This is a genomic window from Nocardioides szechwanensis (assembly GCF_900103935.1).
Lineage (GTDB): Bacteria > Actinomycetota > Actinomycetes > Propionibacteriales > Nocardioidaceae > Nocardioides > Nocardioides szechwanensis.
Genome location: NZ_FNIC01000002.1, coordinates 405,825 through 420,202, shown reverse-complemented (window position 1 = coordinate 420,202; position 14,378 = coordinate 405,825). Strand labels below are relative to the sequence as shown.

Below are 14,378 nucleotides of genomic sequence, written 5' to 3'. Positions count from 1 at the left end.
CGTGATGGTGCGTCTCAGCGGTGGGTGAGACCGCCGAGAGGAGTCGGCCCAGGAAGCACCTGAGCCGCGCGATCACTCGCTGTCGCCACCCTCGGCGGGCTCCGCGGCAGCCTCGTCGCCGGACTCGTCGGCAGCGGCGGCGTCCTCGTCGGACACCTCGCGCTCGATGCCGGCCTCGGCCTCGGCCTCTTCGAGCTCGGCCTCCAGCGCCTCGGCGCTGACCTGCTCGGTGACGTTGACGATCAGCGTGTCAGCGTCGACCAGCAGCGTGGAGCCCGAGGGCAGCTTGAGGTCGGAGGCGAGGATCTGGGTGCCGGCAGTGGCGCCCTCGATGTCGATCTCGATGAACTCGGGGATGTGCGTGGCCTCGGCCTCGATCTGGACGGTGGCGTTCTCGGTGACCACGAGGGTCTCGCGCTGCGCGTCGCCGACCAGGTGGACGGGCACGTCGACGGTGACCTTCTCGCCCTTGCGGACGGCGACGAAGTCGATGTGCTCGAGCGTGCGCTTGATCGGGTCGACCTGGACCTCACGGGTCAGGGCGAGCTGCGACTTGCCGTCGATGTCGAGGTCGAGCAGCGCGTTGGAGCCGCCGTTCTTGAGCGCCATCATCGTGGCGTGGCCCGGCAGGGTGATGTGGATCGGGTCGTTGCCGTGGCCGTAGACGACGGCGGGGACCTTGTGCTCGCGGCGGATGCGGCGGGCGGCGCCCTTGCCGAACTCGGTGCGGGCCTCGGCCTGGATCTTCTCTGCAGACATCGTGTGACTCTCCTGTATGTGGTGGCTGGTTGGCCGGGGCGGAGAGCACAAAAGCCGCGCGACAGCGCGGCTTTCAAAGGCCGGCCCTGTCGATCACGGAGCTGGGAGGCTCCCTCGCCGAGGCAACTTGCCAATCTTAGACAACAGCCGGGGTACGAGGCGAATCGCCAGCACCAACTCCCAGGGCCAACGCCTAGTTGCGGTCGAGGCTGGCGCTGCGCCGGCTCTCGTCCTCGAAGAAGCGCAGCAGCGCTAGGCCGACGACCGTGTAGATGAGGCCGACCCCGATCTCGCGCAGCAGCAGCCCGTCGACCGCGCCGAGCCCACTGCCATCGGCGAGCAGCCGGGCAGCCTCGATCCCGTGCGTCAACGGCAGCCAGGTGCCGACCGCGGCCATCCAGGCCGGCAGGTCGTCGAGCGCGACGTTGACCCCGCAGAAGACCAGGAGCAGGCAGAAGACGACGTTGCCCAGTACGGCGCTCTCGCGCACCCGCAGCGCGACGGCACCCATGGCCAGGCCCAGGCCGGTGCATGACGCGGACGCGACCACGACCGCCAGCAGGATCGCCGGCCACGCGCTGCCCGGGATGTGCACGTCGAGGAGCAGCACGCCGGCGAGCACCCCGACCATCGCCACGCCCCAGCCGTTGGCGATCACCGGCAGCGCCCGGCCCAGGAAGAGCGGGATCCGCCGCGCCGGCGTGGCCAGGACGATGCCGAGAGTGTGACCCTCGCGCTCCCCGCCGATGGTGGCCCCCATCGCGAACAGGCACGGGATGGCCGCGTAGTTCAGCGCGTTTCCGATGACGTAGAACTCGTCGTTGCCGACGCCCGCGCTGCGCCCGATGTAGGCGAAGAGCAGGATCTGGCAGATCGGCGAGACCACCAGCGACGGGATCAGGATCCACGGGCTGAGCCAGTTGAACATCGCGCGGTAGCTCATCAGGCCACCGATGAAGAAGATCCGGACAGAGGTCATGCCAGGCCCCTCACGTCAGGGCCAGCGTCGCGTGCTTGCGGGCGGAGTCGACCAGCCGCTGCCCGAGGTAGGCCGCCAGGGCGGCGTAGACGCACCCGACGGCCGCGCACACGGCGAGGTCCACCCACGGGCTGCCGCCGTTGGCGGCCTCGCGGATGCCGGCCATCGCCCAGGTCGTCGGGATCGCCCACGACAGCGGCTGGATCCACACGGGCAATGACGAGACGGGGATCAGGAAGCCGCAAAGCAGCCAGCCGGGATACTCCAGCGCCGCGCCGAGCGCCCACGAGGTCCGGTAGCGCACGGCGGTGACCGAGAGGAAGAAGCCGAACAGCGCCAGGCTGAGCGCCGCCATCAGCACGCCGACCACGAACAGCGGCCAGCTCGCGACCTCGAGCCGCAGGTCGAAGACCCAGCGCTCCCACAGGATCGTGGCGACGACGCAGTAGAGCCCGATCGTCGAGAGGGCCATCGTGATCGGCACCAGCACCCGGGTCAGCGAGGTGGGTGCGGCGACCAGCAGCTCGAGGGTGCCGGCCCAGCGCTCACGGGTCAGCAGCGACGAGGCGATCACGCCCTGGCAGGTCCACATGCCCATGATCGCGGCGCCGAGACCGGCGTACTGGAGGGATTCCTCGTCGCCGTTGAGCCGGTAGACGAGCAGCGCCGCGGTCGCGAACATCAGCGGGAAGAACACCGCGAGCAGGCCGTCGAAGAGCGAGGTCGACAGCACCCGCAGCTGGAGCCGGTAGCAGACCCACTGCTGGTGGAGCAGCTGCCTCACCCGGGCACGTCCTGGGTGACCAGCTGGATGTAGGCGTCCTCCAGCGTCGGCTCGCGCGCGGAGACCCGGCCCACGTGCACGTCGCCGAGGCTCGCGAGGACCGTCTGGGTCACCTCTGCCCCGGCCTCGAACTGGACGATCAGGACCTGCTGCTGGCCGCGCTCCTCGACGACCACACCCTGCACCCCTGGTACGCCGGTCGCGGCGGCCACCGCGTCGGGTGCGACGCCGTAGGTCTCGATCTCGAGGACCCGCCCGGCGGTGACCAGACGCTTCAGGTCCTGGGGGGTCCCCTCCGCGACGATCTCGCCGGAGCGGATCACGGCGATCCGGTCGCACAGCTCGTCGGCCTCGAACATGTAGTGGGTGGTGAGCAGCACCGTCTTGCCGACGTCGACGAGCGAGCCGATCGTCGCGCGCAGCTCGCGGGCGCCGACGGGGTCGATCCCGATCGACGGCTCGTCCAGGAAGAGCACGTCGGGGTCGTGCAGGAGCCCGCGGGCGATGTGCAGCCGCTGCCGCATGCCGCGGGAGAACCCCTCGACCCGCTCGTGCTCACGGCCGGTGAGGCCGACCAGCTCCACGAGCTCCTCGATGCGCGCCTTCTGGCGGCGCGGGTCGACGCCGTACAGCTCGGAGAAGTAGCGCAGGTTGTCGCGCGCGGACAGCCGCTCGTAGAGACCGCGGTCGCCGCCGAAGACGTAGCCGATCCGGCGCCGGACCTCGCGCACGTCGTCGACCACGTCGTAGCCGAGGACCCGAGCAGTGCCCGCGGTCGGCAGCAGCAGCGTGATCAGCATCTTGATCGTGGTCGTCTTGCCGGCGCCGTTGGGGCCGAGCAGGCCGAAGAGCTCGCCGCGTTCCAGGTGGAAGGAGACGCCCTTGACCGCCTCGACCTCCTTGCGGCTGCGGCGCAGCACACCGGTGTGCGTGACGAAGCTCCGCTCGAGCCCCACTGCTTCGACGGCGAGGTCCGAGTTCACGCGTTGACACTAGGCCAGCCACCCCCGGCTTCTCGCGTCATTTACGTACCCTCATCCTGTGTCCCGTCCCCGAGCCCTCGTCGCCGCGCTCGCGGCCCTGCTCACGCTGACCTGCCTCGGGGGGCTCCTGGTCGCGTCGAACGCCGGCGCACAGGGCGCCGAGAGCGCCGGGAGCACCACGAGCACCTCGGGCAAGGTCGACGCCCGCGTCGGCACCCGCCTCTGCACGCTCCTCGGCCGGGCCTGGCTCGCCACCGGGTGCAGCCGCGCCACCTGCGAGCGCACGAGCGACCGCGCCCGCAGGAACACCAACGCCGAGGTGTGCTTCACGCCGTCCGGCCACTACTACGGCCGCCCGATCGACTTCCGTGCCTGCCGCTCGCTGCACCGCTACTGGGCACCCCAGGTCAACCTCTGCATCTCCAATCCCGCCCGCCACCGCGCGTACGTCACGCGGGCCCAGCAGTGCGTGGGCGAGTACAGCGACTACGTCATGGTCCGGGAGAGCCCCGGGGCGTGGGACGAGTGCGTGACGCCCGCCCGCCGCCGCCAGCTCGAGCGGATCGCCCTGGAGACCGGCACCCCGCTCAGCGAGGTCGCGGAGCAGCGCTCGCCCGCACTGTGTGCGCTGCGCGACAACGCGGAGTACGTCGGCGGGCGGTGCCGTGCGACCGACCCACCGACCTTCGCCGAAGGCGCGACGGCCGGGGCTCTGCTGGTCGGCGACTCGCTCAGCTGGCGTGGCGCCAACGAGCTGGCCGGGCTGCACCCACGCTGGTCGCTGGACGCGGTGCCGGGCCGCCCGGTGACCCAGCTGTCGTCACGCATCCGCCAGCACCTCGCCGCCCGAGGCGCCCCGGAGACACTGGTCGTCGCGCTGGGGACCAACCCGCGGGCGTCGTGGCGCAAGCGCGACTACGTCGCCGCCGTGGCCCTGGTGCCCGCCGAGACCCGGGTGCTCTTCGTGACGCCCTACCGCGACCCGGCCCAGAGCACGGCCTGGGCCGTGGCGCGACTGGAGGCCTACGACCGGTGGATGCGCGAGATCACGGCCACCCGTCCAGGCACCTGCCTGGCCGACTGGCGTGCCCTGGTCACCGACCAGCCCGAGCTGCTCGTCGACGGCACGCACCAGAGCCCCGAGGGCGAGGCGGAGTGGGCCGAGTTCATCTCGACGAGCTGGGACGCGTGCCCGCGACCGGCTGAGCCTCAGGCGTGACCGTCGAACATCGAGGTGACCGAGCCGTCCTCGAACACCTCGCGGATCGCGCGCGCGACCAGCGGCGCGATCGACAGGCAGGTGAGCTTGTCGAACTCGCGGTCGGGGCTCAGCGGCAGCGTGTTGGTGACCACGACCTCGGCGGCCGATGAGTTCTTGAGCCGGTCGACCGCGGGGTCGGACAGGATCGCGTGGGTCGCGGCGATGATCACGCCGGCGGCGCCGTCGTTCATGATCGCCTCGGCGGCCTTCACGATCGTGCCGCCGGTGTCGATCATGTCGTCGACGAGCACGCACATGCGGCCCTTGACGTCACCGACGACGCGGTTGGCGACGGTCTCGTTGGGCCGGTCGATGCGGCGGCTCTTGTGGATGAAGGCGAGGGGCGCGCCGCCCAGGCGGGACGACCAGCGCTCGGCGACCTTGATCCGGCCGGCGTCCGGCGAGACCACGGCGAGCGGCTGGGTGCCGTACTTCTCGCGCACGTAGTCGGCCAGGATCGGCAGCGCCATCAGGTGGTCGACGGGACCGTCGAAGAAGCCCTGGATCTGGTCGGCGTGCAGGTCGACGGTGATCAGCCGGTCGGCACCCGCGGTCTTGAACAGGTCGGCCATGAGCCGCGCCGAGATCGGCTCGCGGCCGCGGTGCTTCTTGTCCTGGCGGGCGTAGCCGTAGAACGGCATGACCACCGTGATCCGCTTGGCGCTCGCCCGCTTGAGGGCGTCGACCATGATCAGGTGCTCCATGATCCACTCGTTGATCGGAGCGGTGTGGCTCTGGATCACGAAGGCGTCGCAGCCACGCACCGACTCCTCGAAGCGCACGTAGATCTCGGAGTTTGCGAACTCGTAGGCCGCGGTGGGCACCAGGTCGGTCTCGAGGATCGCGGCCACCTCTTCGGCGAGCACGGGGTGGGCCCGGCCACTGAAGATCATGAGGTTCTTCTCGGTGGCCCGCTTCATTCCGCTCACGGTGAGGTGCTCCTGGGCTCGCGCGGGTGGTGTAGGGGCTGATTCTGCCCCCGCCGGTCGCTCAGCCCAACTCCGGGTCGTCCGGGTGAGACTCCTCACGGGCGGCCGCCTCGGCCGCCGCCGCCTGCGCGGTGCCGGCCCGTTTGGACTGCGCCCAGCCCGGCAGGTTGCGCTGGGGACCCGCGCTCACGGCCAGCGCACCCGGCGGCACGTCACGTCGTACGACGGTCCCGGCACCGGTCGCGGCGCCGTCGCCGATCTCGACCGGGGCGACGAACGTGTTGTTGGACCCCGTGCGGGCCTGGCGCCCGACCTTGGTGCGGTGCTTGGCGACACCGTCGTAGTTGGCGAAGATCGTGCCGGCGCCGATGTTGGTGCCCTCGCCGACCTCGGCGTCGCCGACGTAGGACAGGTGCGGCACCTTGGCGCCGTCGCCGATCACGGCGTTCTTGGTCTCGACGAACGCGCCGATCCTGCCGTTGGCGCCGAGCTGGGTGCCAGGCCGCAGGTAGGAGAAGGGCCCGACCGTCCCCCCCGCGCCGACCACCGCGAGCTCGCCGTGGGTGCGCACGACGCGGGCGCCGACGCCGATCTCGCAGTCCTTGAGCGTGCTGTCGGGGCCGATCACGGCGTCCTCGCCGATCACCGTCGCCCCGAGGAGCTGGGTGCCGGGGAGGATCGTGACGTCCGCTGCCAGCACGACGTCGGCGTCGATCCAGGTGGTGGCGGGGTCCATGACGGTCACGCCCGCGCGCATCCAGCGGCCCACGATCCGGCGGTTGAGCTCGCGCCCGAGCAGGGCGAGCTCCTCGCGGTCGTTGGCGCCCTCGGTCTGCCACGGGTCGTCGAGCGCGTGGGCCCCGACGGTGAGGCCCGCATCGCGGGCGAGCTGGACGGTGTCGGTGAGGTAGTACTCGCCCTTGGAGTTGTCGTTGCCGATCTGCGGCAGTGCCTCGAGCAGGAACTCCACGTCGAACGCGAGAATCCCCGAGTTGATCTCGGCGATCTCGCGCTGCGCGGGGCTGGCGTCCTTCTCCTCGACGATCGCCTCGACGTCGCCGTCGGAGTCACGCACGATCCGGCCGTAGCCGAAGGGGTCGTCGACGATCGCGCTCAGCACGCTCACCGCGCGCTGGGCCGCGTCGTGCTCGGCCGCGAACATCCGCAGGCTCTCGCCCTCGAGCAGGGGCGTGTCGCCGGTGGCGACGATGACGGTGCCGGTGCGTACGTCGCCGAGCGCCTCCATGGCCACGCGGACCGCGTGGCCGGTGCCGCGCTGCTCGTCCTGCACGGCCAGCACCACGTCGGGCAGCAGCTCCAGGATGTGAGCGCCCACGACCTCGCGCTGGTGGCCGATGACGGCCACGACCCGCTGCGGCTCGACAGCGCGCACCGCGTTGAGCACGTGGCCGATCATGCTGCGGCCAGCCACCGGGTGCAGGACCTTCATCGTCTTGGAGCGCATCCGGGTGCCGCCGCCCGCAGCGAGGACGATGACGGTCAGATCGCGTGACACTGCACTGCTCATGCTCCCGTGGGTTGTCGGTACCAACGCATGGTTTCACAGGTCGCGACACATGGCTCGGCGGCAGGTGAAGAACCCGCCTTACGGGTGGGGCGGTGAGCTCCGATGGGTCCGCTTGGGCGGGCCTGAGAGCAGCGACAGCATCCACCGGACAGACGCCGGCACTGCCTGCTCCTGCGAGTTGGTCGGCGAGTGTCCAGCTGGCCATCGTCCGTGAGTCACCAGGAACCCACGGTCTCGGTAGGTCTTGACCAGAGCCTCGGTGAACGCCACCGGAGCGACCAGGTCGAGCAGCCCCTCATCGATGCGGATCGGGACCTCACGCATCGGGATGTGTCGTACGTCGATCCGATCGAGCTCCCGGCGTAGGTAGGCCGCTGCCTCCTCGCCGCGCGGACCCAGGATGTCGCGCGGGGCGATCCCTCCCCAGGAGTCGGAGGCGCTCAGCCCGGTGAGGCAGCGTCGCTCGAGGTGCGGCCACAGGGCCAGCGCCCGTTCGCTGAGGCCGCCCCTTCGGAGCACCAGGCGCCGGAAGTGGGGATCGACGACAGCGAGTCCCTTGACGAGCAGGCCAGCGAGGCTGGTCAGCCCCTGCGTCACGCGCGGCACCGTGACCGGGGTCGGTTGGAGGGCCTGGAGGAGCACCTCCATCCGGGTGACCGGTGTGAAGGACGCGATGCCACGCAACGTCATGCCCGGCACGAGTCGGAGGCGGCGGTCGCCGACGTGCAGCGCCGCCACACCTCCCTCGGAATGGCCCGCTGCCACCCAACGCCCGTTGAGGGGCAGGATCCGGCGCACCGCCGCCACCATGTCGATCAGGGAGGTGGCCAGCGCCGGCCCCTGGAGGTAGGGGTGGCCGCCGGGCACGCCGAGGCCCTCGTAGTCAGGTCGGATGACGACGACCCCGGCCGCCAGCAGGGCTCGCGCCAGGTCGTCACCCTGCTGGGCCAGCCGGGTGTCCTCACCCGCGGGAACCTGGTCGCTGGTGGGTGCGCAGATGTCGGCCGCACCGGTGGTCATGTGCGCGTAGACGACCAGTGGCCACCCCGCGTCGGGCGTGGGCGCCTCCGGCACCAGGACGAGGCCCGTGGCCGCGACGACCTCACCGAGGGATGACGTGGTCGTGTAGCGGAGCACGAAGGCCTTCCCGGCACCCTCGAGCTGACTCGTCGGCCCGGCTGGGGAGCGGCGGATCGGCCGGCCTGGCTCCTGTCGCGCCGCCAGGACAGAGGTGGAGTCCGGTCCGGTCACCGCGGCGGGGGTCCCGGCCGAGGCCGTGGTGGCCGACGTCGTCATCGCCAACGTGATGGCTGCCGCGGCAGCTCTCCTCAGCATCACGCGTCAGCCGAGGTAGGGCACGGCAGCCAGGCCGATCCGGTTCGATGGTGTCTTCTCAAACCAGTCGATAATGTCGCGGTTCGCCTTGAGGATCGGAACCAGCTCCTCCTGGGCGACCGCGTCGATGTTGTCCGCCTCGTCGTAGAGATAGATCGGCCCGGCGATCAGGCTCACCGTGGGGACTCCGCAGAGGACAGCCCACGACGCGTCCGTGGGGATGCCCACCGGCTGGACCGCCTGGGCGTTGAGCATCGTCGTGGCACGGAGGTTGTGTCGAAGAATCGTCTGGATGATCATCGACTTGCCCTCCACGGACAGGTCCTCGAAGAAGCCGCGAGGCTCCACCTCGTCGAGCAGTAGAAGCTTGCCGTTGAGTCCGACCCGGCCCTTCTTGGCGATGTGCTCGATCGTGTCGTTCGCCACGATCCGGTAGGGGGTCTTCTGCTCCAGGACGTACTTCCGACCGAAGTGGTCATGGGCCTGGTAGCCCGTGAAGTGAGTGTCGAACGTGGTGAACATCAGCGTCTTGTCCCGCCGGATACCCCGTCGCCGCATCGCCCCGTAGTACTCCGCCAGCGCGAGGACCTCCGCCGTGCCGGAGCCGTCCTCAACTGCTCCCGGCCCCATCGAGTCGTGGTGGGACTGGACCATGATGGTGTCCTTGCTGCGGCCCTCGATCACGCCGATCGGCTGCCGGGCGACCACCTTGCGCCGGGTCGTGGTGAGCTTCATGGTCGCGGTGGGGTCCCGGTCGAGGAGCCTTCGCACCCGAGTCGCCTCGGCGCGGGTGATCCACATGCCCGGGATCGTCATCGGGGAACGGCGGTAGTACTCGTTGTGGTACTTGTTCGACGCGAAGTAGTCGGACAGGACGCCGATCATCCCGGCTGCTCCCGCTGCCTGTAGGGCATCGATCGTGTACGTCAGCGAGGTGATGTACGGGTTGGCCGACAGCAGCGTCTGGGCGTCCAGGATCTCACCGGACGGGTCGTTGATGAACTCCATCAGCGGCGTCAGCGCGATCAGCGGGGCGAGGAACTTCAGGTCGATCATCACGATCTTGCCGCGTACGTCGAGCCGCTCGAGTGCCGAGAGCGGCCGCTCGGCCAGATCCACCACCTCGGCGTGCAGTCCTCGCGGACCCAGGGTCCGCACCCCCGTTGCCTCGGGACCACCGATCAGTGAGTAGGAGATCGGGCTCTGGCTGATCTGCCGCCCGGCGATCACGAGGCTGGCGTCCTTGGCCGCCCACGAGTAGGACGTGGACCTCTCGAACCAGACCTTGTCCATGCCGGCAGCCCGCAGGCGGCGAGCGACGTACTCCGCGGCCTCGCGCCCTCCGGGGGTCCCGGTCTTGCGCGGGGCTATCGAGACCATGTGCTCGATGGTGCGCATCATCGAGGCTCTGCCGGGGAGGAGCGAGTCTCGAGAGGCGACGCCGGCGATGGCGCTGCCGCTCGCCGCGGAAGGGGCTGCCGAGGCGACGACAGCCGCACCGATCGCGGCAGCCGGGGCGGCGGACAGGATGGCGCGACGGCCGATGGAAGAGGGCACGTTCATGCAACGACTCCTGGGAGGGTGACGGTACTCACTCTCAAAGTAACGGTTATTACATATGAAAGTTACGCGTGGTCTGGGCCAGCTCCGAACATGGTGCTCACCCAGTCCGCGGCCAGGGGTGCCAGCGACTCGAGCCGCTCCCGGTCGCCGGCCTCCAGTGCGTCGGCGGCGAGCTGACGAATGCCGTAGACGCCGGAGAGGTAGGCCTCGAAGGGGAAGCGGTCACGCGCCCCCGGATCCCATTCGACGTGCTTGTCGAAGAGCAGCTTGGCAACGCCGGACAACGCCTCGCGCCGCCGTCGCCTGGCTCCTGGGCCCATGGCGTCCATCTCGACCTGGAAGGCCATCGCGACGACCGGGTCAGCGCTCAGGGCTCCGAGGTAGGCGTCGAGGACCATCCGGACGTACTCGCCCCACGGCCGACCAGCGCCGTCGATGACCGCGAGGCTGGTGAGGAGATGACCGATGAAGCGGTCGTAGGCCTCGAAGACGCACTCTTCCTTGGTGGCGAAGGACGAGTAGAACGACGACAGCGACAGACCGGCCCGCGAGCAGATGTCCTTGGGGCCGAAGTCGTGTGGCCCCCGGGCCGCGAGCAGCTCGGTGACCGCGATCAGGGTGCGTTCCCGCTGGATGCGCACGACCTCGTTCCGCCCCAGCGCGTTCTTGCCGCGCGGGAGAGATCGCGGCACCCGGAAGAACACGCCATCGGCGATAGGGCGGATCGCCTCGGCTGCCGACATTGCACGACTATCTCAGAGCCGGACGCCCGAGGGAGCCGACCACGGCCCGCGCGCTCAGAGCTCCGAGAGCACCGAGCGCAGGAACCGGCCCTCCTGGTCGGGGTCGACCGCGAAGTCGGAGTGGAACGCCTCCAGGCTGAAACCCTCCCCGCGAGGCACGTCGGGACGGCAGACCACCAGGTCGAGCCGGTGCCCCCGCAGCGCGGCCATCTGGTGCTCGTTGTGGGCCGGGTAGTTCTCCGACCCGACCACGACCACGTGCAGCGGGCGCTCTGCCAGGGCGATGTGGAACATCGCGCTGCCGGCGAACCCCGCGACCACCTCGGCGTCGCGGACCAGCCGGACCTGGTCGGCCAGCGGCAGGGTCTCGGGAGACACGACCAGGAAGCCCGCGTCCGCGAACCAGCCCTCGACCTCGTCGCGGTTGCGGCACGCGCGCTTGCCGTGGGTGCGGGTGAGGAAGACCCGACGTACCTCGCTCGGTGCGGTCCGTCCGGCGAGCGCGCTCCCGACCAGTTCCCAGGTGCCGAGGATCTCGGGGTGGACGAAGGAGCCGATGCCGTACGCCGGCGAGCAGGCCAGCAGCCGCTCGACCCGCACCGGGCCGGACGGCACCACGAGCGCCTCGGCGGGCACGCCGCCGGCCTCCAGCAGCTCCACCTGCCAGTTGGGGAGCGGCCGACCCTCGTGGCCCATCACGAGCGCCCGCAGGTCCGGGTCGAGCTCGCGGGCCCGGTGCCAGCCCCACAGGTGGGAGAGCTGCTCGGTCATCGCGTGGCCGAAGTGCTCCGGGAGGTGCGGGTCGAGGTGGAAGAACGTCCCCGGCAACGGCTCGGCCTGCGCCATCACGTCGTCGGGGCGCCGGAAGAAGCCGTGCGCCCAGTCGACCAGCACGGCGGTCCGCACCCGGTGCCGGGCGCTGTCCCGGAAGCTCTCGGGCAGCACGAAGTCGTCGGCCAGCACCGCCTGCCTCGGCAGGCACACGACGTCGCGGTAGGACCGCACCGACAGCGCCGGTGCCTCGACGTGGGTCGGCAGCGGGTTCAGCGGCGGCGGGGAGCTGGCCCGCACCTCCGCCCGCGCGTCCCACGACGCGGCCGGGACCGTGACCAGCACGTCGTCGGCCCGTCCCCGCAGGGTGAGGAACCGATCCGCCTCGGCCTCGCGGACCTTGGCCACGGTGTCGACCGTGACCTCGAAGGCGATGGCCTCGTCGGTGACGACCACCCCGGTCACCGAGTGCGCGAGCGCGGCCCGGTCGGCAACGGCGTCGCCGCGGCGGTCGCGACCGCGCGCCGGGGCGTGCGGCGGCGGGTCCTCCTGGAGCGCGGCGAGCAGGTCGTCCAGCCGCCCGGCCTCGCGTCGGTGAGCGTCGGGGTCGGGCTTCAGGACGAGGTAGCCACCGCCCCGGCGTACGTGGTGGACGAGTCGCAGCACCCGCTTGGTCGTGCCCGGGCCACGCGCGCAGTCGACCAGCACGTCGAGGCGTCCGAGCGCCGCCAGCCGCAGGTGCAGGTCGTCGAGGTCGCCGTCGACCTCGAGCACCACCGGGACCACGTCGTACGACGTCAGCAGTGCCTGGACGTCCGGCGGAGCCGGTTCGCCGGGCCGGACCACGAGGGCGACCCGACCCTCGCGTGCGTCCGCGAGCCGCGGGGCGAGCCAGGACCCGGTCACGAGCCGCAGTCTCGCACGCGGCCCAGCCAAAGCTCCCCGGGATGGAGTCGAACCATCGTCGCTAATCCTGATTCAAAGTCAGGCGGGCCCTGCCGGCAGACCAACCGGGGATAGGGGGAACACGATAGGCCCTCTCCGGGCTAGCCTCGGCGAGTGGACCTGCCCGTGATGCCGCCCGTCCAGCCGATGCTCGCCAAGGCGGTCAAGGGGGTGCCCGACCCGGCGAAGTTCGGCGGGCTGGTGTTCGAGCCCAAGTGGGACGGCTTCCGCTGCCTGGTGTTCAAGGACGGCGACGAGGTCGAGCTGACCAGCCGCAACACCAAGCCGCTGACCCGCTACTTCCCCGAGGTCGTCGAGGCGGTCCGCGCGCAGCTGCCGGAGCGGTGCGTGGTCGACGGCGAGCTGTTCGTCGCGAGCCTCTCCCCCGACGGCGACCGGCTGGAGTTCGAGGTCCTCCAGGAGCGGATCCACCCGGCGGCGTCGCGGGTCAAGCTGCTCAGCGAGACCACGCCTGCTGGGTTCGTCATCTTCGACCTGCTGGCGCTCGGCGACGAGTCCTACGTCGACCGGCCGCTGCGCGAGCGAAGGGCCGCGCTCGAGGAGTCGTTCGCCGGGCTGGCCGGCCCCTGCTACCTCACCCGCACGACCTCCGACCCGGCCGTCGCCGAGCAGTGGTTCACGGAGTTCGAGGGCGCCGGCCTGGACGGGGTGATCGCCAAGCCGCTGGACGCGCCGTACACCGCAGGTGGCCGCACCATGATGAAGATCAAGCACGAGCGCACCGCCGACGTCGTGGTCTGCGGCTACCGCGAGCACAAGTCCAGCACCCCGGAGCGCCCGCTGCTCGGCAGCCTGCTGCTGGGCCTCTACGCCGACGGCAACCTCCAGCACGTCGGCGTCAGCGCGTCGTTCACCGAGGCCCGCCGAGCCGAGCTGATCGAGGAGCTCCAGCCACTGGTGTGCGACATCGCCGACCATCCGTGGTCGGCGTGGGCTCGCCAAGAAACGGCACAGGCCATCGCCAACCCCGACTGGGTGCCGGGCACGCAGAGCCGGTGGAGCTCGGGCAAGGACCTCAGCTTCACGCCGCTGCGGCCCGAGCTCGTGCTCGAGGTGAAGTACGACGCGATGGAGGGCCGCCGCTTCCGGCACACGGCGCACTTCAAGCGGTGGCGCCCCGACCGCGACCCGGAGTCGTGCGGCTACGACCAGTTGGAGCAGCCTGTCCGCTACGACCTCGCTAGTGTGTTGAGCGGGGTCTCGACGGGCCCCATCGACTTAGGAGACGCACATGGCTGACTACGACGTGGTCCTGCTCATCGAGCAGGAGCTGAGCGCCGCCGACGCCGCCCAGCTGCGGTCGCTGCACGAGGGCCTCGACGACCCGGTGACCTATCACGTGCTGCTCCCGCTCGAGGACGCCGCGGCCCGGATCGAGGCGTCGATGGGGTCGCTGTCGGCCGGCGAGATGCTGGCGTCGCCCGCGATGGCGATGAGCGAGGTCGACCTCGACGCCGTACGCAAGGACTGCGAGGAGCGTTCGGCCAGGGAGCTGACCCACACGGTGGCGGCACTGGAGGCCGTCGGCGCGACCATCGGCAGCAGCACGGTCGTCACCGAGCCCCCGATCGACGCCCTGGCCGCCAAGGTCACCGCGGTCGACGGGCGCGAGGCGATCATCCTCACCCGCCCCCACGTGGTCGCGGAGTTCTTCCACCTCGACTGGACCAGCCAGGCCCGCCGCAAGATCGGCGTCCCCGTCCTCCACCTCCTCGAGCACGAGAACTTCGACGAGCAGGCCGGTGGCGGCGAGGGCGTCAGCGGGCTCTGAGCGACG

The 14,378-nt window shown here is 70.8% G+C and carries 13 protein-coding genes and 1 tRNA gene; 3 read left to right on the top strand and 11 right to left on the bottom strand.

The annotated features are described in order from the left end of the window. Nucleotides 1–72: 72 nt before the first annotated feature. From BLR90_RS07245 to BLR90_RS07230, 4 genes are all read right to left on the bottom strand, one after another. Complete coding sequence (locus tag BLR90_RS07245; protein ID WP_091023989.1) at nucleotides 73–759, bottom strand: 50S ribosomal protein L25/general stress protein Ctc; 687 nt, start codon at nucleotides 757–759, stop codon at nucleotides 73–75. Nucleotides 760–952: 193 nt separating this feature from the next. Beyond that, complete coding sequence (locus tag BLR90_RS07240) at nucleotides 953–1,738, bottom strand: ABC transporter permease (protein ID WP_091023987.1); 786 nt, start codon at nucleotides 1,736–1,738, stop codon at nucleotides 953–955. A 10-nt stretch (nucleotides 1,739–1,748) separates the two neighbouring features. Beyond that, entirely contained in the window at nucleotides 1,749–2,522 is a 774-nt protein-coding gene (locus BLR90_RS07235; RefSeq protein ID WP_091023985.1) for an ABC transporter permease, read from the bottom strand. Further along, on the bottom strand, nucleotides 2,519–3,505 hold the full coding sequence (locus tag BLR90_RS07230) for an ABC transporter ATP-binding protein (protein WP_091023983.1): 987 nt from the start codon (nucleotides 3,503–3,505) through the stop codon (nucleotides 2,519–2,521). The genes BLR90_RS07235 and BLR90_RS07230 overlap by 4 nt, the downstream gene beginning before the upstream one ends. A 58-nt stretch (nucleotides 3,506–3,563) precedes the next feature. Here BLR90_RS07230 and BLR90_RS07225 point away from each other — a divergent pair, with 58 nt between their 5' ends. After that, the gene (locus BLR90_RS07225; protein ID WP_091023982.1) at nucleotides 3,564–4,724 is read left to right on the top strand and encodes an SGNH/GDSL hydrolase family protein; all 1,161 of its coding nucleotides are present in this window, start codon (nucleotides 3,564–3,566) and stop codon (nucleotides 4,722–4,724) included. On the opposite strand, the gene BLR90_RS07220 is transcribed toward BLR90_RS07225, so the two are convergent. From BLR90_RS07220 to BLR90_RS07185, 7 genes are all read right to left on the bottom strand, one after another. Then, nucleotides 4,715–5,695 (bottom strand): ribose-phosphate diphosphokinase, encoded by a 981-nt coding sequence (locus BLR90_RS07220; protein ID WP_281245378.1) that lies wholly within the window; start codon nucleotides 5,693–5,695, stop codon nucleotides 4,715–4,717. The genes BLR90_RS07225 and BLR90_RS07220 overlap by 10 nt on opposite strands. 61 nt (nucleotides 5,696–5,756) lie before the next feature. Then, nucleotides 5,757–7,211 (bottom strand): bifunctional UDP-N-acetylglucosamine diphosphorylase/glucosamine-1-phosphate N-acetyltransferase GlmU, encoded by a 1,455-nt coding sequence (gene glmU / locus BLR90_RS07215; protein ID WP_091023978.1) that lies wholly within the window; start codon nucleotides 7,209–7,211, stop codon nucleotides 5,757–5,759. Nucleotides 7,212–7,301: 90 nt separating this feature from the next. Beyond that, entirely contained in the window at nucleotides 7,302–8,558 is a 1,257-nt protein-coding gene (locus tag BLR90_RS07210; protein WP_245715216.1) for a lipase family protein, read from the bottom strand. 6 nt (nucleotides 8,559–8,564) lie between these two features. Then, complete coding sequence (locus tag BLR90_RS07205; protein ID WP_143016142.1) at nucleotides 8,565–10,121, bottom strand: M28 family peptidase; 1,557 nt, start codon at nucleotides 10,119–10,121, stop codon at nucleotides 8,565–8,567. A gap of 62 nt (nucleotides 10,122–10,183) precedes the next feature. Next, entirely contained in the window at nucleotides 10,184–10,864 is a 681-nt protein-coding gene (locus BLR90_RS07195) for a TetR family transcriptional regulator (RefSeq protein ID WP_091023969.1), read from the bottom strand. 54 nt (nucleotides 10,865–10,918) lie between these two features. Then, nucleotides 10,919–12,541, bottom strand: coding sequence for a glycosyltransferase family 61 protein (locus BLR90_RS07190; protein ID WP_091023967.1), 1,623 nt, complete (start codon nucleotides 12,539–12,541; stop codon nucleotides 10,919–10,921). A gap of 32 nt (nucleotides 12,542–12,573) precedes the next feature. Then, nucleotides 12,574–12,652 (bottom strand) — tRNA-Gln (locus BLR90_RS07185). 42 nt (nucleotides 12,653–12,694) lie between these two features. Here BLR90_RS07185 and BLR90_RS07180 point away from each other — a divergent pair. Beyond that, the gene (locus tag BLR90_RS07180) at nucleotides 12,695–13,840 is read left to right on the top strand and encodes an ATP-dependent DNA ligase (protein ID WP_091023965.1); all 1,146 of its coding nucleotides are present in this window, start codon (nucleotides 12,695–12,697) and stop codon (nucleotides 13,838–13,840) included. Further along, nucleotides 13,833–14,372 (top strand): hypothetical protein, encoded by a 540-nt coding sequence (locus BLR90_RS07175; protein WP_091023963.1) that lies wholly within the window; start codon nucleotides 13,833–13,835, stop codon nucleotides 14,370–14,372. The genes BLR90_RS07180 and BLR90_RS07175 overlap by 8 nt, the downstream gene beginning before the upstream one ends. Nucleotides 14,373–14,378: the final 6 nt, after the last annotated feature.

Bases quoted from the DNA above. Each gene is read 5' to 3' on its own strand.
- BLR90_RS07240 (WP_091023987.1), bottom strand. From the start codon at position 1,738: ATGACCTCTGTCCGGATCTTCTTCATCGGTGGCCTGATGAGCTACCGC.
- BLR90_RS07210 (WP_245715216.1), bottom strand. From the start codon at position 8,558: ATGCTGAGGAGAGCTGCCGCGGCAGCCATCACGTTGGCGATGACGACG.
- BLR90_RS07195 (WP_091023969.1), bottom strand. From the start codon at position 10,864: ATGTCGGCAGCCGAGGCGATCCGCCCTATCGCCGATGGCGTGTTCTTC.
- BLR90_RS07205 (WP_143016142.1), bottom strand. From the start codon at position 10,121: ATGAACGTGCCCTCTTCCATCGGCCGTCGCGCCATCCTGTCCGCCGCC.
- BLR90_RS07245 (WP_091023989.1), bottom strand. From the start codon at position 759: ATGTCTGCAGAGAAGATCCAGGCCGAGGCCCGCACCGAGTTCGGCAAG.
- BLR90_RS07175 (WP_091023963.1), top strand. From the start codon at position 13,833: ATGGCTGACTACGACGTGGTCCTGCTCATCGAGCAGGAGCTGAGCGCC.